The organism is Micromonospora sp. WMMD714 (genome assembly GCF_029581315.1).
Taxonomy (GTDB): domain Bacteria; phylum Actinomycetota; class Actinomycetes; order Mycobacteriales; family Micromonosporaceae; genus Micromonospora; species Micromonospora rifamycinica.
In genome coordinates, this window is sequence record NZ_CP120744.1 from 3,259,785 (window position 1) to 3,278,614 (window position 18,830).

The window sequence follows — 18,830 nt, forward strand, 5'->3', positions numbered from 1 at the left end:
GGACCTCCCCATAGGTCTCGAGTGGACTATCGGTAGTGCCGAACCTGCCCGATCACCGGAACGAGACCGAGCGCGAACAACACCTGGAGCAGCAGTACGCCGCCCAGGTACAGCGAGGTGTCGGCGAGCGGGTCGTCGCCCTGCCCGGCCAGCGGGGCCACGCCGAGCAGCGCGCCGAGACCGACGTGCAGCACGACCACGACCGCCACGGACAGGCACAACCAGCCGTACCGGCCCCGGCCGACCAGCAGGAAAGCCAGGTAGTACGCCCCGGCGAGCGCCACGTGCGCGGTGGTCATCACCACCCCGGCGGCCGAGAGCTGACCCACCTGGGCGAGCACGACGACCAGCACCAGGCCGAGCACCGCCGGCACCGCCAGACAGGCGGCGACCTCCCGGCCGATGGTGCGCCAGATCCCGGCGACGAAGCCGCGCGGAAGCCGGGCCCGCCGGGACAGCGCGACCCCGCTCGCCCAGAACCGGCCGGTCCGCCACTCGACGAACCCCATCGACAGGATCAGCGGCACCGCCGCCGCCGCGATGTCCAGCCGGCCCAGCAGGTAGGGCGCCTGCGCGTGGAAGAGCAGCACCGCCGAGCAGAGCCCGTAGCCGGCGACACCGAGCAGCCGGGACGCGGGCGGCCACAGCGGCTCCCGGGACGGCGGCTCCCCGGCCCGGGCGGCCTCCCGGTTGGCCCAGAGCCCGGCGGCGAAGCTGGCCAGCACGCCGAGAACCGCCCCGCCGACCGCCCAGAGCCGGGCCGTCGCGCCCCCGTCGAGCAGGAAGACCGCGCCGGACAGCACCGCCGGGAGCATCGCCACCGCCAGCCACCATTCACGACGGTGGAACATCAGCAGCGTGCTCGCCAGCTGGTAGGTCAGTTGGCAGACCATCATCGCGGCGAGCGGCAGCCCGCCGTACGGCAGCAGCGCAGCGCCGGCCGCCGCGCCGAGCAGGGGCGCGGTCAGCGCGGCGAGCCGCAGCACCCGGCTGGCCGACCGGACCCGACCCAGACCGAGCAGGCGGAACGCCGCGTGGGCGGCCACCCCCGACCAGATCCACCCCACCGTGCCGGCGAGGATCATGCCGAGCACCAGGCCCGGTCGACCCACGACCGCCAGCACCGCCGGGAAGGCGGCGCTCGGCAGCACGTAGAGCAGGCCGTGCGAGATCGTCCGCAGGTCACCCCGGCGGTCGGTGGCGGGTCGTGCGCCGACGGGCCGGTCGTCGACCGCCGGGGCCGGCCCCAACCGCCGGAACACCTCCAAGGCGAGGACGAAGACGTCGCGGTAGCCGTACTCGACCTGGGCCGCCCGGTCGGTGTGCCCGTCGGCCTCCAGGGCGGCGGCGACCTGGAGCGCGTCCACCGCGCGGGCGAGCTGGGGCCGGACCCGTTCCACCAGGTCGTCGACCGGGTCGGTGGAGATCCGGGGCAGCAGGATGGTGCGTTCGGGTCCGTCCGTCCGGTCGGTGTCGACGCCGGCCTCGGTGGTCATGGTGGCGACGGGGCGGAACAACGGATCGGTGACGTCCGGGTCGTGGGCGTCGGTCATCAGCGGCCACCGGTGGTGTGCATCATGCCGATGGTCGGCTCGTCGTCCGGGCCCGGGCCGGCGGCGTGCGGCAGCTCGGGGCCGGACGAGTTCGGGTCGTGGCGGGACCGGTACGCGGCGGACGAGTACTGCTCCGGCCCCCGTTGCCGGGGCACCCGGGCGACCGGGGCGGCCCCCGGCCAGACAGCGGGTGCCGTCTCCGAGCGGGCGGCGGGTACCACCTCCGGCCGGGTGGCGGGTACCACCTCCGGCCGGGTGGCGGGTACCACCTCCGGCCGGGCGGTGGCCGGGGTGGCCTGGGGCCGGGCGGGGGTGGCCCCGGACCGGGCGGCGGGTGCGACCTCCGGCCGGGCGGTGACGGGGGTCGCCACCGGCCGGGCGGTGACCGCCGCCACCCCGGGTCGGGTCGTCCGGTTCGGCACCCTGACCCAGCCCTGGGCCTGACCGCGCAGGTGCTTCGGGGCGGGGGACGCCGAGCGGGGCTCGGCGAGCCGCTCGTAGATGTCGCGGTACGCCTGCAACGAGCGTTGCAGGGTGAACTTCTCCAACACCCGGGCGCGGGCGTCCGCCCCGAGCCGGAGCCGCATCTCCCGGTCGTTCAGCATCCGTACGCAGGCGTCGGCGATCGCGGCGACGTCACGCGGCGCGACCACGAACCCGGTGTCGCCGACCGCCTCGGCGACCCCGCCCACGTTGGTGCACACGGTCGGTCGCCCGCACGCCATCGCCTCCACCACGGTGTAGGGGAACCCCTCGGAGATGCTGGTCAGCGCCACCAGACTGCCCGCGTGGTAGGCCTCGACGGCGTTGCCGACCCGACCCTCCAGGACGGCGTGCCCGGTCAGCCCGAGTTCGTCGATCAGCGCCTCGCAGCTCTCGTGGTAGACCTTGTTGGCCGCCGGCGTCCCGCCGAAGATGCGCAGTCGGGCGTTCGGGATCTCCGCCCGGACCAGCGCGAACGCCCGGATCAGCGTGTGCAGGTCCTTGAGCGGGTCGATCCGGCCCATGAACGAGATGGTCGGCACCTCCGGCTCGCCGGCGGCCGGCGGGAACTCGTCCGGGTCGACGCCGTTGTACATCGTCCACATCCGGTCCGGGTCCGCGCCGTTGTGCAGCTGCCAGCGCCGGTTGTACTGCGAGTGCGGGGCGAGCGCGCCGGTGATCAGGTAGGCCGCGCCGGCCAGCGAGCGGAAGAAGCTCAGCACCAGCACCCGGACCGGGTGCGGCGCGTCGTCGTGCAGGTAGGAGATGTAGCGCTCGCGCAGGTAGATGCCGTGTTCGGAGAGCACCAGCGGGGTGCCGTACGTCCAGGTGGCGGCCATCCCGACGAGGGTGGCGAGCCCGTTCATCGACGAGTGCACGATGTCGGCGCGCACCGGCGGCGCGCTCAACGGCCGGAGCATGTGCGAGATGAGCCAGGCCGCCTCCAGCGCGTCGGCGACGGTGGGCGCGGGACCGGTCTCCTCGACCCGCAGGGTGTGCCAGGCCTCCAGCATCATCCGGAGCGCCTCGTTGGAGAGCAGGGCGGCGCTCAGGTCGCCGCCGCCGGCCGCGTACTCGAACATGCCGCGCAGTGCGAGCAGGAAGGTGCTCCGGTTGACCGCGCCGGCCTGGGAGCGGGTCGACTCCAGCGGGGTGACCAGCGCCCGCAGGAACACCTCGTAGGACTCGACGAACTCCGCACCCGGCCGACCGGACGGGACCAGCACGCCCCGGCCCCGCCGGGGGCGGCCGGTCGGCCGGCCGCCCCACAACGGGATCGAGTGCACGCGGTCGAGGTTCGCCGGCCGGTCGAAGACCGGCTCCTCGGTGCCGTCCACGGTGAGCGCCACGACCTCCCACCGGTAGTCCGGCATTCCTCGGATGAGCTGTTCGCACCAGATGCTCACCCCACCCATCGCGTACGGGTAGGTGCCCTCCGAGACCAGCGCGATCCGCACCGGTTCCCCCGTTTCTCTGTGCTTGGTCGAGCCGTCCCGCGCTATGCGCGGGGAGCGGCGGTGAACGTCACGGCGGTGTTGGCCGCCAGCGTCACCGGCACGGTGACGTCGGTGCCGTAGGTGCCGGCACCGGTGGTGGTCGCGGTCACGCCACCAAGTTGCAGCGAACCGGCGGCCGGCGAGGTCACCGTGATCTCCCCGGTGGTCCGGTCGTAGACCGCCGACGCCCCGGCGCCCAGCGCCGCGAAGTGCGCCGTCCGGGTCCTGGTGTAGGCGGCGATGTCGGTCCACGCCGAGTTCAGCAGCGGCACCGAGTAGTACGACTCGTACTTGGTCAGCACGGCGTCGACCCAGTCGGTGAGCAGGGTGTCGCCCGAGCCGTAGTCACGCACGTTGGCGATGTGGAACGTGTGCGAGTAGATCGAGCCGGACGACACGTGCTGCAGGCCCACGGTGGACTCGTAGTCCAGGACCTGGGCGTAGGTGCGGTCGGTCGGCCAGTACGGGAAGGCGCCGTTCGGGCCGTAGAAGGAGTTGTAGAAGTGCGCCTCCTCCGCCTGGTTGGTGGTGTGGTAGGCGATGTTGGTCGGCCAGCACGGCACCACCGCGATGCTCGGGTCCAGCGGGTGCGCGGTCGAGCCGTTGAAGTTCGCCGGCACGTGACTGGCGAACGACATGTTGCCGGCCACCGTGTTGATGCCGAGATCCGCCGCCGCCTCGATCAGGTCCGGGTTGGACGCGGCGAGGCCGTGGTCGGTGAGCACGCCGCTGGCGTTGTTGTAGACACCGAGACCGGAGTACTCGGGGGTCTTCAGCACGGTGGCCGGCGGGTTCAGCCCGATGGCGTTGCCCGCGGTCTGGTTCTCGGAGATCTCTTCGTGGTTGGTGGCGTAGTCCGTGGTGTTCAGCGCCGGATGGCTGAACGTGTGGTTGATCCACCGGAAGTTGTTCTTGAGGCACTTCGTGGTGGCGGTGAGGGTGTTGGCGTCGCCGTTCGGGCTGCACGCGCTGCCGGCGAACGGGTCGATCTGCGCGCCGTTGTAGGGGATGTTGAAGGTGAAGCCCGAGGCCAGCGGGTGCGCGGTGCGCAGCGCGGTCTGCTTGGCATCGAGGTTGACCGCGTCGTGCCCGGTGACGTGGATGGCGGGACCGTAGTCGACGGTGCCGTCGGCCATGTAGTGGGCCGAGGCGGCGAACCAGTCGTCGATGTCCACGTTGAGGTGGTGCTTCTGCTCACCGAGGAACAGGCCCTTGGTCGCCCACCGGAACAGGCCGTAGACCAGCAGGTCGGCGTGGAGGAGGTACTGGTTGGCGGTGAAGGTCAGCGCGATCCGCTCCCGGCCGTCGGTCGAGGTGGTGCTCACGGCCAGCACGTCGGAGCCGTTGGTCATCAGGGCCTGGGCGTTGCAGCCGGCCCGGATCGAGGTGCGGTAGACGTACGACTGGGTGATCGGGATCTGCGCGGTGCTCTTGAGGTAGTCGAAGACCGCCGCGCCGCTGGTGGTCAGCGAGACGGGCAGCGGGGTCTCGCCGACCGCGCCCTCCCCGGCGGAGTTGAGGCAGTAGTCCTCCGGCCAGGTGCCGTAGCTGGTGTAGAGGGCGACCTGACGTACCGCGAAGTTGCGCTCGTAGGCCCAGAGGGTGTTCCACTCGGTGCTGGTCAGGCCGCTGAGGTAGTTACCGCCCGACTCGTAGAGCTGCATGCTGTTGGTGAGCAGGACCGCGTTGTACTTGCCCACCCCGTTGCCGTCGACGAGCGTGCTCGGCGAGAGCGTCTGGGTGGTGGTGTACAGGATGTCGTAGCCGGCACCGACCCGGTTGAGGGTGGTGGTGAGCGTGGCCACGCCGAAGTCGGCCGGGTCGGTGGCCAGGATCAGCGCCTTCAGCGCGACCTTGTCGTTGATCGCCTGGGTGCCCACGTCGCCGCTGCGGGCGGCGGACCGGGACGGGGCGACCTTGACGCTGCCGGACCGGGTGGGCAGCGGGCCGGGCCGGGCCTCCTTCTTGCTCGCGACCTGACCGAGACCGGGTGCGCTCGGCGGCTGGGCCGCTGCGTTCGGCGCGGCCGGCTGGGCGAGGCCCGGAGTCTGGGTGCCGAGCAGGACCGTGAGTGCGGTCAGCCCGGCGAGGGCGAGTCGTTTCGCGCGCGGACGCGCAGGTCCGGTGTGGACCATGTGGGTGACCTCCGATGAGGAGACGAACAATGCCGTCGATCCTGTATGGACGACGGGGTTGCCATCGAAGGCTAGCAATTACGCGTCCGGATTCCGCGCTAGATCCTGTCGCATGTGGAGCATTGACGCAAGCGTGCTCGGATGTTAGCGCCATGCCGGCGAAGACAACTTCCGGTAAGGCGCTTTGCGGTGGCCGTGAAGAGTAGTCATGTGGTGTCAGGCAGGCTGACGTGCTCTTTTCCGTAGGCGCTGAAACACGGTATTCACGTTCGCTTCATAGCGGCGTAGCTCGCAGCGTCCAGAATGTGGTCGTCGGGTGGGGGTGAACGTCCGATCGCATCGTCCGTTCGCCCTGGCCGCGGCAATTGGCGTGCGGCAAGTGTGACCGATCAGTCCATGCTGGCCCGCCGATCAGCCGATTGCCAAACCGTCCCTTTGGTCGACCGGATGGGTTTTGGTTGCTTCGGGAAGCCCATCCAGCGGATTTCCGGGCGTTTTCGCAGGTGAAAGCCATATTGATTGCCGTGACTGGCGTTCGCACCTGCCTTTTGTCGGGCAAACCGCATGATCGACCGCAGACCGTGGGGAATGCCGAGTTTCTTCGACGGGTCATCGGGTGGGCCGCTACGTGAATGACGAATGTCGCAGCGATGGCCGTCGGGTCGACCGGTGCCGTCGGGCGTCGTTCCCGGTGCGATGACTTGCCGATTTCCATCCACCGGAAGGGTTTCGCTGATTCGTCGATCAGGATGCACGGCCGAATCGCTCCGGGAGCGCCGGATCGCTGTTGGTGGAACTTCCACGGGACGCAAATGCCCAAGGGGACGTGCATGGCGGTGACCCGGCGGCGCGGCTGGCCGGAAAGCGTGGACATCGAACGGCCCGAACAACGCCCGGACCGGTGGACCGGCGGGTCGACGGAAGGGGGGCGCCGCCACCCGACCGTCGCATTTCCCGGCCGTTCCCGTCGTCCCGTTCCCGTCGTCCTGCTCCCGTGGTGCCGTTCCCGTCGGGCCGCTCCCGTCGTGCCGGTCACGGTCGCTGCTGGTCGGGCGTGGTGGCCAGCAGGAACGTCGACCCGGCCGCGAAGACGGCCGCACCGAGGAGGACCAGGCCCGGTGCCGCGTACGTCAACGACCAGGCGAACACCGTCCCGGCCACGACCGGCACCACCGTCTCGGCGGCGGCCCCGATCCCGGTCAGCGCCCCGTGCACGGTGCCCTGCTCGTCGGGCCGGACCAGCCGGGAGAGCCACGACTGGGCGGCGGCACCACCCACCGAGGCGAGCACGCCGACCGCCTGGAGCAGGTGGAGCAGCCAGGGCGTCGTCACGAACGCCGTACCCGCCAGCGCGGCGACGCCGAGCAGGCCGCCGACCACCGCGGCCCGTCTGTCCCCGAGCCGACGCACGATCGGCCCGACCGCCCTGGCCTGGAACAGTGCCCCGGCGAGCGCCCCCGCCGCGAGCACGGCACCGACCCGCGCGGTGCTCCAGGCGAACTGGTACGTGAGAAAGAACGCCCAGGTGGACTGGTGGGTCATCCGGGCGACGTCGGCGCAGCACCGGGCGTACGCGAGGCGTCCGAGCACCGGCCGGCGCAGGACGACGGCTACGGCGCTGACCGGGTTCGCCGTCCGCAGGGTCAGCGGGGTCGTCCGGTCGCCGGGCCGCGACTCGGGCAGCACGAACCAGCCGTACCCGACGTTGGCGAAGGACAACGCCGCGGCGGCGAGGAACGGCAGGCGTACGTCGACGGTGCCGAGCAGGCCGCCGACGGTCGGGCCGGCGACGAAGCCGAGCCCGAACGCGGCACCGACCAGGCCGTACGCGCGGGCGCGGGACTCGGGCGCCGTGACGTCCGCGAGGTAGGCGTTGACCACGGTGTTGGTGCCCGCGCACGCGCCGGCGAGGGCGTGGAACAGCAGCAGCGTCCACGGGCTGGGCGAGGCCGCGTGAGCCAGCCAGTCCACGCCGAGGCAGCTCAGCGAGACGAGCAGGACCGGCCGCCGGCCGTACCGGTCGGAGAGCCGCCCGAGCAGCGGCGAGGCGACGAACTGCAGCAGGCCGTAGCTCGAACCGAGCACACCGGACCAGCGGACGGCGGCGGCGTCCTCGGTGACGGCGGTCAGCAGGGCCGGCACGATGGGCACGATCAGGCCGAGCCCGAGCATGTCCAGGAAGACGGTGACGAGGAGGAACGAGAGGGCGGGCGTCCGGCGCACTGCGGCTCCTGGGTGGTGAGGGGGCGAGGCCCCCTCGACACCCACGGTCAGCCGTAGGTACGGAGGATCAGATTATCGGTGCCGTCAAACGGTTTTCGCCGTCGGTGGCCGGACCGGGGCGGGACGACCTCAGCCGCGGCAGCCGGCCGGGCTTTCGCCGCCGGACGGCACGGCGGCGACCACCGCGTCGGAGATCGGGCTGAGCCACTGCAACGGCCCCTCGTACGCCCGGGGCACCGTCACCGTGACCGCGGTCTCCCGGTCGAGGGTGGTGAGCACCGTGGCGTCCGGCCGTTCGGCGGCGTACCAGCACACCCGGTTGACGGTCCACACGTCGGCGGTGGGCTCGATGGTCGGCTCGGGACCGCCGCAGGCCACCGTCAACGCCGGGTCGCCGTACGCGGCGTTCTGCTCGGGGCCGGCGGTCACCGGACGCTGGGCCAGCTCCCGGACGGTGGCCGGCAACTGCGACACCAACGCCCGGCACACCACACCGGGCCGTTCGGCCAGCGCCGGGGCGGCCATCTCGACCGGAGCACCGGACTGGGGGCGCAGGCTCGTCGGCGACGGGCCCGGCGCGGCGGTCGGCGGCTCCGGGGACAGCCTGGCGACGGTGAAGCCCGCCACGGCCACCGTCACCGGGACGGCGACCAGGGTGGCGAGCAGCGCGGCCCGCCGGGTCGACCGGTCCCAGCCGGCCCGCTTGCCGTCGGTGGCGGGTGCCCTGGTCGCCTGGCCGGCTGCGGGTGCGGCGTCGGTCGGGGTCTGCGGGGAGGAGGTCTTCTCGTCCACTTACAGGCGCACCACCGAACACGTGAGGGTGCGGGTGATGCCGGGCACCATCTGCACGTTGCTGACGATCAGTTTGCCGAGTTCGTCGACCGTGTTCGCCTCGGTGAGGACGACCACGTCGTACGGCCCGGTGACGGCGTCGACGCGTACCACGCCGGTAAGGTCCGCGATCAGACCGGCCACGTCCCGCGCCCGGCCCACCTCGGTCTGGATGAGGATGTACGCCTGTACCACGACTCGACCTCCGTCCGTCGCCGCCGGGGGCGGCCCGAAGGGTGAAAATACCCTACGGAGCAGGCGTGATCCCTATCGGTGGTCGCGGACAAGCAGCTAGCGAGGGTGTCGGAAGGAAGACATGGGTGTCGCGGACGTCGGCGAGTTCGGCCTTATCGACCGGGTCACCGCCCGGCTGACGTACGGATCGTCGTGCCTGCTCGGGCCGGGTGACGACGCCGCCGTGGTGGCCACCCCCGACCGGCGGGTGGTCGCCTCCACCGACGTGCTGGTCGAGGGGCGGCACTTCCGGCGGGACTGGTCGAGCGCCCGGGACGTCGGACACCGGGCGGCGGCGGCCAACCTCGCCGACATCGCCGCGATGGGCGCCACCCCCACCGCCCTGCTGGTGGCCCTCTGCGCCCCCACCGACCTGGACACCGCCTGGGCGGAGGAGCTGGCCGACGGGCTGGCCGCCGAGGCGGCGCTGGTCGACGCGGGGGTGGTCGGCGGGGACATGTCGGCCAGCCCGACCCTGACCATCGCGGTGACCGCCCTCGGCGACCTGGACGGACGCGCGCCGGTGGTCCGCTCGGGGGCCCGACCGGGCGACGTGGTGGCGCTGGCCGGCCGGACCGGGTGGGCCGCCGCCGGGCTGACCGTGCTCTCCCGGGGCTTCCGGACCCCGCGCCTGCTGGTCGAGGCGTACCGCCGGCCGGAGGTGCCCTACCCGGCCGGACCGGAGGCCGCCCGGCTCGGGGCGACCGCCATGATCGACGTCTCGGACGGGTTGCTGGCCGATCTGGGGCACCTGGCGAAGGCCAGCGGGGTCGGTGTCGACCTGCGCCGGGACGCCTTCGAGGTGCCCCGGCAGCTCGCCGACGCCGCGCGGGCGCTCGGTGTCGACCCGTACACCTGGATCCTGACCGGGGGCGACGACCACGCCCTGGTCGCCACCTTCCCCCCGGCGGTGGCCCTGCCCCCGTCGTGGCGGGCGGTGGGCCGGGTGGCCGAGGGCGTGGGGGTGACCGTCGACGGTGACGCGCACGACGGACCGGCCGGCTGGGACCACTTCCGGTAAGGGGCGGTCGTACCCTTCACCCCGTGAGTGAGATCGAGATCCGCCCGTCCGGCTTCGCCTCGCCGGAGGCGCAGACGCTGATCCGGGCGACCATGGCCGACCTGAGCGCCCGGTACGGCGGCACCGGCGACGAGACCCCCGTCGACGCGGCCGAGTTCGCGCCGCCGGACGGCGACTTCCTCGTCGCCCGCCTCGACGGCGAGCCGGTCGGCTGTGCGGGATGGCGCAGCCACGGCGAGGACAGCGCCGAGCTGAAGCGGATGTACACCGCGCCGACCGTCCGGGGGCGCGGGGTGGCCCGTGCGGTGCTGGCCGCCGTCGAGGAGTCGGCCCGCCGGCACGGACGCAAGCGGATCATCCTGGAGTGCGGTGACCGGCAGCCCGAGGCGATCGCCCTCTACACCGCGGCGGGGTACGAGCGGATTCCCAACTTCGGCTACTACGCCGACGCGCCCGGCTGCCTGTCGTTCGGCCGGGTGCTCTGACCGCCGCCGGAACGGGCACACCACAATACCGGCGGGCCGTGGTGGCCCGCCGGTACCGGTCGGAGCTGGAGCGGCGGAGGTGCTACCGGGTCAGGCGCGGGTGACCTTGCCGGCCTTGATGCACGAGGTGCAGACCTTGAGCTTCTTGGTGTTGCCGCCACCGGCCGGGGTACGCACCGACTGGATGTTCGGGTTCCAGCGGCGGTTGGTCCGCCGGTGCGAGTGGGACACGTTGTGGCCGAAGCCAGGCCCCTTGCCACAGACGTCGCACACGCTAGCCACGGGATACTCCTGAGATTGATACGTTCATGAGGTCGCCGGCAGGCGCTGCCCGGACAACCTGGTCAGGTTACCCGATGGACCCCGGGCCGGACCAACCGGCCCGGAGCGGGGGGACACGCCGGCCGACCCCGGCGGGTGTCGGTCACCGCCAGTAGGCTTCTGGCCGTGCTGGACACCCTCGACGCCGCCGCGGTGGGCCGCTGGTGCGCGAGCGGCCTCACCGCGCTGCGCCGGCACCAGGGTGAGATCGACGAACTCAACGTCTACCCGGTCCCCGACGGGGACACCGGCACCAATCTCGTGCTCACCCTCACCTCGGCCCAGCAGGCGCTGGCGATGGATCTCGGCACCCTGCCCGAGGACGGCACGACCGCGCACGGGCACGCGCTACGGCTGCTGGCCCGGGGCGCGCTGCTCGGTGCCCGGGGCAACTCCGGGGTGATCCTCTCGCAGATCCTGCGCGGCCTCGCCGACACGCTCGGCGGCGTGCCCACCGTCGCCGGCCGGGCGCTCGCCGCCGCGCTGCGCGCCGCCACCACCGCCGCCTACGCCGCGGTGGCCCGGCCGGTCGAGGGCACCGTGCTCAGCGTGGTCGCCGCCGCCGCGACCGCCGCCGAGCAGGCCGACAGCGACGACCTGCGCGCGGTGACCCGGGCCGCCGCCGGGGCGGCCACCCGCGCGCTGGCCCGCACCCCGGAGCAGCTCCCCGCGCTGGCCCACGCCGGCGTGGTCGACGCCGGGGGCCGGGGGCTCTGCCTGCTGCTCGACGCGCTGGTCGAGGTGGTCACGGGGGAGTCCCCACCCGGGCCGACGCCGGTGGCCCGCCCGGCCCGCCCGCCCCTGACCGCCGTCCGGGAGACCGGCTCCACCGAGTACGCCTACGAGGTGCAGTTCCTGCTCGACGCCCCGCACGAGGCGGTGACCCGGCTCCGCGCCACCCTGGCCACGCTGGGTGACTCGCTGGTGGTGGTCGGCGACGGGGGCTCACCCGCGGAGTCCACCACCTGGAACGTCCACGTCCACGTCAACGACGTCGGAGCGGCCGTCGAGGCCGGGGTGGCCGCCGGCCGGCCGTACCGCATCTCGGTGACCCGGTTCGCCGACCAGACCGCCGCCCCCGATGCCGTGCCCGCCCCCGATGCCGAGCCCGCCCCCGCCCCCGATGCCGAGCGGACCGCCGCCCCCGGGGTCGTGCCCGCCGCCGACCTCCGGTCCGTGCCCGCCGCCGGGAGCCGGGCCGCCGTGGTCGTCGCGGCCGGGGCCGGCATCGCCGAGCTGTTCGGCGCGGAGGGGGCGACGGTGGTGTCGGGCAACCCGTCCGCCGGCGAGCTGCTGGACGCGATCCGGGCCACCGCCGCCGCCCGGGTGGTGGTGCTCCCCAACGACCCGGACACCCAGGCCGTGGCGAGCGTCGCCGCCAGGGAGGCGCACCGGCTCGGGGTGCGGGTGAGCGTGGTGCCGACCCGGTCACCGGTGCAGGCGCTCGCCGCGCTCGCCGTCCGGGATCCGCAGCGCCGGTTCTCCGACGACGTCATCGCGATGGCCGAGGCCGCCGGCGCCTGCCGGTACGCCGAGGTGTGCCACGCCAGCCGGGAGGCGCTGACCGTCGCCGGCCCGTGCCGCCCCGGTGACGTGCTGGCCCTGGTCGAGGGGGAGGTGCACCTGATCGGCAGCGACCTGGTCGACACCTGCGCCGCCGTGGTCGACCGGATGCTCGGCGGCGGCGGGGAACTGGTCACCCTGCTCACCGGCGCGGACGCCCCGACCGGTCTCGCCGAGGCGGTCCGGGCGCACATCAGCCAACGCTGGCCGTTCGTCGAGGTCCAGGCGTACCCGGGCGGGCAACCGCACTATCCGCTCCTGGTGGGGGTCGAATGACGACGACGGAGCCGGCGACGGTGGACACCGCGCTGTCGAAGCTGGTGGGGGAGAAGACCGCCAAGGCGCTCGCCGGTCACCTCGACCTGCACACCGCCGGTGACCTGATGTACCACTTCCCGCGCCGCTACGACGAGCGCGGCGAGCACACCGACATCCGTTCGCTGGACGTCGGCGAGCAGGTCACCGTGCTGGCCCAGGTGCAGCGCACGGCGGTCCGACCGATGCGGCAGCGCCGGGGCAACCTGCTGGAGGTGACCGTCGGCGACAACTCCGGCGGGACGCTGACCCTCACCTTCTTCGGCAACCAGGCCTGGCGGGAGCGGGAGCTGCGCCCCGGCCGGTGGGGGCTGTTCGCCGGCAAGGTCACCGAGTTCCGGGGCAAGCGGCAGCTCAACGGCCCCGAGTACGTCCTGCTCGGCGAGGGGGGCGAGGGTGAGGTGGCGGCCTCCGAGGAGGTCGAGGAGTTCGCCGGGGCGCTGATCCCGGTCTACCCGGCCGCCGCTGCCGTGCCGACCTGGGTGATCGCCCGCTGCGTCCGGGTGGTGCTGGACACCGTCACCCCGCCGGACGACCCGCTGCCGGCGTCGATGCGGGCCGGCCGGAAGCTGGTCGGCATCGGCACCGCCCTGCGCGAGATCCACCGGCCGTCCAGCAAGGAGGAGCTGTACCGGGCACGCCGCCGGCTCAAGTGGGACGAGGCGTTCGCCGTGCAGCTGACCCTGGTGCGACGCAAGCTGCGGGCGGCGTCCTCGCCGGCCACCCCGCGCCCGGCGAAGGCGGGCGGCCTGCTCGACGCGTTCGACGCCCGGCTGCCCTACGAGCTGACCCCCGGGCAGCGGGACGTCGGCGTCGAGATCGCCGCCGACCTGGCCACCCCGCACCCGATGCACCGGCTGTTACAGGGCGAGGTCGGGTCCGGCAAGACGGTGGTGGCGTTGCGGGCGATGCTCCAGGTGGTCGACGCGGGCGGGCAGGCGGCCCTGCTCGCCCCGACCGAGGTGCTCGCCGCCCAGCACCACCGGGGCATGCTCGACCTGCTCGGCCCGCTGGCGCAGGCCGGTGAGCTGGGTGCGGCCGACGACGCGACCCGGGTCGAGCTGGTCACCGGTTCGCTGGGCGCGGCGGCCCGCCGCCGGGCGCTCGCGGAGGTCGCCGGGGGGCGGGCCGGCATCGTGCTCGGCACCCACGCCCTGCTCTACGAGGGGGTCGACTTCGCCGACCTCGGCCTGGTGGTGGTCGACGAACAGCACCGCTTCGGCGTGGAGCAGCGCGACGCGCTGCGTTCCAAGGCCGACCAGCCGCCGCATGTGCTGGTGATGACGGCCACCCCGATCCCGCGCACGGTGGCGATGACCGTCTACGGCGACCTGGAGACCTCCACCCTGTCCCAGCTGCCGCAGGGCCGGTCCCCGATCGCCTCGCACGTGGTGCCGGCGGCGGAGAAACCGGCCTTCCTGGACCGCGCCTGGCGGCGGGTCCGCGAGGAGGTCACCGCCGGCCACCAGGCGTACGTGGTGTGCCCGCGGATCGGTGAGGGGCCGGCGGCCGAGGACGAGCCGCCCCCGGAGGACGACAACGGGCGACGCCCACCGCTGGCGGTGACCGAGGTGGCGCCGCTGCTCGCCGACGGGCCGCTGCACGGGCTGCGGATCGGTGTCCTGCACGGCCGGCTGCCCGCCGACGAGAAGGACGCGGTGATGCGCTCCTTCGCCGACGGTGACCTCGACGTGCTGGTCGCCACCACGGTGGTCGAGGTCGGGGTGAACGTGCCCAACGCCACCGTGATGATCGTGCTGGACGCCGACCGGTTCGGGGTCTCGCAGCTGCACCAGCTCCGGGGCCGGGTCGGCCGGGGTTCGGCTCCCGGGCTCTGCCTGCTGGTCAGCGAGGCGGCCGAGGGCTCGTCGGCGCGGGAACGGCTGGACGCGGTCGCCTCCACCACCGACGGCTTCAAGCTGGCCGAGCTGGATCTGGAGCAGCGCCGGGAGGGTGACGTGCTCGGGGCGAGCCAGTCCGGTCACCGCTCGCACCTGCGGCTGCTGTCCCTGCTGCGCGACGCCGACCTGATCCGGGACGCCCGGGTCGAGGCGCTCGCCCTGGCCGAGGAGGATCCGGAGCTGGCCCGGCATCCGGCGCTGGCCGCCTCGGTCGCCGCCCTGGTCGACGAGGAGCGCGCGGAGTACCTGGAGAAGGGCTGACCGCAGCCCCCGGGCGGCGGCGGGGGCTGCGATCAGGTGTCGGGGGCTGTGGTCGGCCGGCGGTCGGGCGACGCCCCCCGCGACCCCGTGGGTCACCGCCCGACGGGCGGCTCAGGGCCGGCGTTTCTCGATGACGGTCCAGCCGGTCCACCCCCGGTCGGCGACGAGCCTGCGCAGCCGCCCGACGACGGGATGGGCGGCGTCGGCGAACGAGTCCATCAACCTGACGAACGCGGGATCGGGGGTGACCTCCTTCTGCATCTGCAGCTCCCCGGCGGCTTCCGCCTGCGCGAACATCTCGGCCATCAGGTCCGCCGTCTCGTGCAGCAACTCCTCGTCCTGCCAGTTCTCGGCGATCCGTCCGATCAGTCGGTAGAACTGGACGACCTGGGGGTTGTCGAGCTGGGCCACCTTGTCGGCCATCATCATCGGGATCGCTTCCGGCCACCGCGCCGCCATCAGGATCCACCCGTCGCGTTCGCCCTCGACGGCGACCGGTGGCACCCCGGCGGCGCGGAGCCGGTCCAGATAGTCGACCACCTCGGCGGGGACGGCGAGGGTGTCACCGTCGCGGAGCCGGGCGATCCGCCGTCGGTGCTCCTGGAGCGCCCGGATCTGGGCACGTAACTGGTGGTCGATCTCGGTGGTGGCGGCGGCGAACGTCGCCGGGTCGGCGTCGAGCAGCTCGCGGACCCGGCTCAGCGGGACGCCGGCCTCGGCGAGGGTCCGGATCCGGATCAGTCGTACCACCGCGGTCGCGTCGTAGGTGCGGTAGCCGGAGGCGTCGCGTTCCGGCTCCGGCAGCAGCCCGATCTGGTGGTAGTGCCGGACGGCGCGGATGGTCACCCCGGCGTAGGACGCCAGCCGTCCGATCGTCAACATGGTCTCAGCCTGCCTGACGCCGGGTCACTGTCAACCGACCTTGCGGCGGTGGACGGCCATCGCGGCGCCCCACGCGACGACGAGGATGCCGGCGCACCAGGCGAGCGCGGTCCACACCTCGCCACCGACCTGCTGCCCGGCGAAGAGGGCGCGGATCGTGTTCACGATGGACGTCACCGGTTGGTGCTCGGCGAAGGCCCGCACCGGGCCGGGCATGCTCTCGGTGGGCACGAAGGCCGAGCTGACGAACGGCAGCAGGATGAGCGGGTAGGAGAACGCGCTCGCGCCGTCGACGGACGTGGCGGTCAGGCCCGGGATGACCGCGAGCCAGGTCAGCGCCAGGGTGAACAGCAGCATGATGCCGGCGACGGCCAGCCAGGCCAGTACGCCGGCCCCGGAGCGGAAGCCCATGGCGAGGGCCACCAGCACCACCAGCACCAGCGAGATCAGGTTGGCGACCAGCGAGGTCAGCACGTGCGCCCAGAGTACGGCCGACCGGGCGACCGGCATGGACAGGAACCGCTCGAAGATGCCGCTCTTGAGATCCAGGAACAGCCGGTACGCGGTGTAGGAGATGCCGGAGACGACCGTGATCAGCAGGATGCCGGGCAGCAGGTAGTCGACGTAGCGGTCGGAGCCGGTCTCGATCGCGCCACCGAACACGTAGACGAAGAGCAGCAGGAACGCGATCGGCATGATCGAGGTGGTGATGATGGTGTCCGGGCTGCGGCTGATATGCCGCAGCGACCGCCCCAGCAGGGCGACGGTGTCACCGAGGAAGTGTCTGGTCATCGGGGGTCCTCAGTCGCTCGTGCCGTCGGGGCGGCGGTGTCCACGGTGGTGCCAGTGCCAGTGCCAGTGCCGGTGCCGGTGCCGGTGCCGGTGCCTGTGCCGTTCCCGCCGACGATGGCGAGGAAGACGTCCTCGAGCGTCGGTTGCTTCTCGACGTACTCGACGGTGGCGGGCGGGAGCAGTCGGCGCAGCTCGGCCAGGGTGCCGTCGGCGATGATGCGCCCGTCGTGCAGGACGGCGATCCGGTCGGCGAGCTGCTCGGCCTCGTCGAGGTACTGCGTGGTGAGCAGCACGGTGGTGCCCTGCCGGGCGAGTTCCCGGACGGCCTCCCAGACCTCCAGCCGGCCCTGCGGGTCGAGCCCGGTGGTCGGCTCGTCGAGGAAGACCACCGGTGGTTCGCCGACCAGGCTCATCGCGATGTCGAGGCGACGGCGCATGCCCCCGGAGTACGTCGACACCCGGCGGCCGGCGGCGTCGGTCAGCGCGAAGCGGTCGAGCAGGTCGTCGGCGATCCGCCCGGGGTTCCTCAGGTGGCGGAGCCGGGCGACCAGCACCAGGTTCTCCCGGCCGGTGAGGATCTCGTCGACGGCGGCGAACTGCCCGGTGAGGCTGATGGCCTCGCGCACCCGGGCCGCCTGGGTGGCGACGTCGAGGCCGTGCACGTGGGCCGTCCCGGCGTCCGGTGTGAGCAGGGTGGCCAGGATGCGGATCATGGTGGTCTTGCCGGCCCCGTTGGAGCCGAGCAGGGCGAAGATGCTTCCCCGGGCCACGTCGAGGTCCACCCCGCGCAGCACGTGCAGCTCGCGGTAGGACTTCTGGAGGCCCCGGATCCGGATGGCGGGCCCGGAGGCCGGCGGTTCGATCGTCTCTGTCGTGGACACCGCGTCAGCATCCGAGGTTGACGCTGCGTCAGGGTCAAGTCCCCGACGCACACAGGGCGCGTCGACCGGTCGGTCGACGCGCCCTGTGCGGCGTTGCCGGGGGTCAGGCGGTGAAGCGGATCCGGCGGCGTCGGGCGATGACGAAGAGCGCCGCGCCGGCCGTCAGGAGCGCGGCGGCGCCGGCCGCGATGGCGCCGGCCGCCGCGCCGGTCACCGGGAGGCCGCCGTCCTGGTCGCCGCCGCCGGCACCACCACCACCACCACCACCGGTGGACGGGCAGTCCTTCGGCTGCTCCCACTTCAGCGGGCCGCCGGAGTCGAGGTCGCCGGTGACGGTGACGGTGAGGCCCTTGCTGGCCGGGAAGCTGACCGTGCCGGTTCGGCCGGGCTCGACGGTCAGCTTCTTGGGCTCACCCTTGTTGGGGGTGAAGACCGAGGTCAGCGGGGTGCCGTCCTCCGGGTTGCTGATCCGGAAGACCATCTTGTCGCAGCTGGACTCGTAGCTGGCGTCCGGCGTGCCGACCTCGGGCTGCTGGCAGTCCTCGGGCTTCTGCCAGCCGCCGGTGAAGTCCTTCATGCCGGTGGCGGCCACGGTGATCTCCTGCGCCTCCCCGGCGCTGAGCTTCCGCTTCTCGATCTTGCGCAGCGGGACGGTCACCTTGTCGGTGAAGCCGCCGCTGCCGGTGATGGTGAACGTCGCGTCGGCGTTGCCGCTGCGGTTGACCAGGGTCAGCTCGACGTTGCCGTCGCAGTCGGACTCGGCGATCACCTCGGGCGCGGCCGAGCAGGTGCCCGAGCCGCCGTTGAACCAGGCGCGCGGGCCGGTGGAGCGGGCGCCGATGCCGGTGGGGCTGCCGACCTTGCGGTCGCCGTACCGGTCGCTGGTGTCGGTCAGCGGGTCGATCAGCTTGCTGCCGAAGACGAAGTCGACCTGGGTGTAGCAGTTCGGCACCTCGACGGCGAAGTCGAGGGTGGCCACCCCCAGCTCGCCCGGGGCGACCCCGGTGAACTTCTTGATCGACTTGTCGAGCACGTACTGCGGGACGGCGAACTTGGCCGACGGCGTCACGTACGACACCAGGGCCAGCTCCTGCTCCTGGCCGCGGCAGAGCGGGCCGTTGGTCAGGGTGATCGAGGCCTTGCCCGCCGGGCCGTCGAAGGTGTGCGTGTAGCGCGCGTCGGCGGCGGCGACGCAGGACGGGTCGTCCGACCCGACGGTGGCCGTCGGGCTCGGTGTGGCGGTCGCCGTGGGGGTGGCCGTCGGCGTCGGCGAGGCCGGAGCGGCGTTCGCCGCAGCGGTGCAGGCGAGGACCGTGGCCAGGCCGGCCAGGGCGGCGGCGGTCACGGCGAGCGGTCGCCGGAGCGACAGCTGGGGACGGATCACGCGTACTCCCGGGGTGAGGATGCGTCAGGGGCGCGGCGGGGGTGGCGTCGCCTGGTCGCGGTGCGCGTG

The 18,830-nt window shown here is 73.1% G+C and carries 16 protein-coding genes; 4 read left to right on the forward strand and 12 right to left on the reverse strand.

Annotation, left to right across the window (positions count from 1 at the left end; translation table 11 throughout):
* Nucleotides 1–26 precede the first annotated feature (26 nt).
* The 7 genes from O7625_RS14530 to O7625_RS14560 all read right to left on the reverse strand — a co-directional run bounded on the left by O7625_RS14530 (nucleotide 27) and on the right by O7625_RS14560 (nucleotide 8,916).
* Complete coding sequence (locus O7625_RS14530; protein ID WP_282346503.1) at nucleotides 27–1,553, reverse strand: hypothetical protein; 1,527 nt, start codon at nucleotides 1,551–1,553, stop codon at nucleotides 27–29.
* The gene (gene pelF, locus O7625_RS14535) at nucleotides 1,553–3,493 is read right to left on the reverse strand and encodes a GT4 family glycosyltransferase PelF (RefSeq protein WP_282346504.1); all 1,941 of its coding nucleotides are present in this window, start codon (nucleotides 3,491–3,493) and stop codon (nucleotides 1,553–1,555) included. The genes O7625_RS14530 and pelF overlap by 1 nt, the downstream gene beginning before the upstream one ends.
* Nucleotides 3,494–3,534: 41 nt before the next feature.
* Nucleotides 3,535–5,667 (reverse strand): hypothetical protein, encoded by a 2,133-nt coding sequence (locus O7625_RS14540; protein WP_282346505.1) that lies wholly within the window; start codon nucleotides 5,665–5,667, stop codon nucleotides 3,535–3,537.
* 389 nt (nucleotides 5,668–6,056) lie between these two features.
* Nucleotides 6,057–6,422 (reverse strand): hypothetical protein, encoded by a 366-nt coding sequence (locus tag O7625_RS14545; RefSeq protein ID WP_282346506.1) that lies wholly within the window; start codon nucleotides 6,420–6,422, stop codon nucleotides 6,057–6,059.
* Between the two features lie 277 nt (nucleotides 6,423–6,699).
* Nucleotides 6,700–7,890 carry an MFS transporter gene (locus O7625_RS14550; RefSeq protein ID WP_282346507.1) on the reverse strand — a complete coding sequence of 397 codons (1,191 nt, stop codon included), beginning with the start codon at nucleotides 7,888–7,890 and terminating at the stop codon, nucleotides 6,700–6,702.
* Nucleotides 7,891–8,019: 129 nt separating this feature from the next.
* Entirely contained in the window at nucleotides 8,020–8,556 is a 537-nt protein-coding gene (locus O7625_RS14555; protein WP_282346948.1) for a DUF3515 family protein, read from the reverse strand.
* 126 nt (nucleotides 8,557–8,682) lie between these two features.
* Complete coding sequence (locus tag O7625_RS14560) at nucleotides 8,683–8,916, reverse strand: Lrp/AsnC ligand binding domain-containing protein (RefSeq protein ID WP_067305404.1); 234 nt, start codon at nucleotides 8,914–8,916, stop codon at nucleotides 8,683–8,685.
* Nucleotides 8,917–9,037: 121 nt separating this feature from the next.
* Here O7625_RS14560 and O7625_RS14565 point away from each other — a divergent pair, with 121 nt between their 5' ends.
* Complete coding sequence (locus O7625_RS14565) at nucleotides 9,038–9,976, forward strand: thiamine-phosphate kinase (protein ID WP_282346508.1); 939 nt, start codon at nucleotides 9,038–9,040, stop codon at nucleotides 9,974–9,976.
* 23 nt (nucleotides 9,977–9,999) lie between these two features.
* On the forward strand, nucleotides 10,000–10,461 hold the full coding sequence (locus O7625_RS14570) for a GNAT family N-acetyltransferase (RefSeq protein ID WP_282346509.1): 462 nt from the start codon (nucleotides 10,000–10,002) through the stop codon (nucleotides 10,459–10,461).
* A 90-nt stretch (nucleotides 10,462–10,551) separates the two neighbouring features.
* Here O7625_RS14570 and rpmB read toward each other — a convergent pair whose 3' ends face one another.
* A complete protein-coding gene (gene rpmB / locus O7625_RS14575) occupies nucleotides 10,552–10,743 on the reverse strand; it encodes a 50S ribosomal protein L28 (protein ID WP_011905179.1) in 192 nt (63 codons plus the stop codon).
* Between the two features lie 165 nt (nucleotides 10,744–10,908).
* Here rpmB and O7625_RS14580 point away from each other — a divergent pair, with 165 nt between their 5' ends.
* Nucleotides 10,909–12,621, forward strand: coding sequence for a DAK2 domain-containing protein (locus O7625_RS14580; RefSeq protein WP_282346510.1), 1,713 nt, complete (start codon nucleotides 10,909–10,911; stop codon nucleotides 12,619–12,621).
* Entirely contained in the window at nucleotides 12,618–14,822 is a 2,205-nt protein-coding gene (gene recG, locus O7625_RS14585; protein ID WP_067305393.1) for an ATP-dependent DNA helicase RecG, read from the forward strand. Before O7625_RS14580 ends, recG begins: the two co-directional genes overlap by 4 nt.
* Before the next feature lie 111 nt (nucleotides 14,823–14,933).
* Here recG and O7625_RS14590 read toward each other — a convergent pair whose 3' ends face one another.
* The 4 genes from O7625_RS14590 to O7625_RS14605 form a co-directional block, all read right to left on the reverse strand.
* Nucleotides 14,934–15,704, reverse strand: a complete 771-nt coding sequence (locus O7625_RS14590) for a MerR family transcriptional regulator (protein WP_282346512.1) — start codon at nucleotides 15,702–15,704, stop codon at nucleotides 14,934–14,936.
* Nucleotides 15,705–15,734: 30 nt separating this feature from the next.
* Complete coding sequence (locus tag O7625_RS14595; protein WP_282346513.1) at nucleotides 15,735–16,496, reverse strand: ABC transporter permease; 762 nt, start codon at nucleotides 16,494–16,496, stop codon at nucleotides 15,735–15,737.
* Complete coding sequence (locus O7625_RS14600) at nucleotides 16,493–17,377, reverse strand: ABC transporter ATP-binding protein (RefSeq protein ID WP_282346514.1); 885 nt, start codon at nucleotides 17,375–17,377, stop codon at nucleotides 16,493–16,495. Before O7625_RS14600 ends, O7625_RS14595 begins: the two co-directional genes overlap by 4 nt.
* Before the next feature lie 103 nt (nucleotides 17,378–17,480).
* Nucleotides 17,481–18,761, reverse strand: coding sequence for a hypothetical protein (locus tag O7625_RS14605; RefSeq protein WP_282346515.1), 1,281 nt, complete (start codon nucleotides 18,759–18,761; stop codon nucleotides 17,481–17,483).
* Nucleotides 18,762–18,830: the final 69 nt, after the last annotated feature.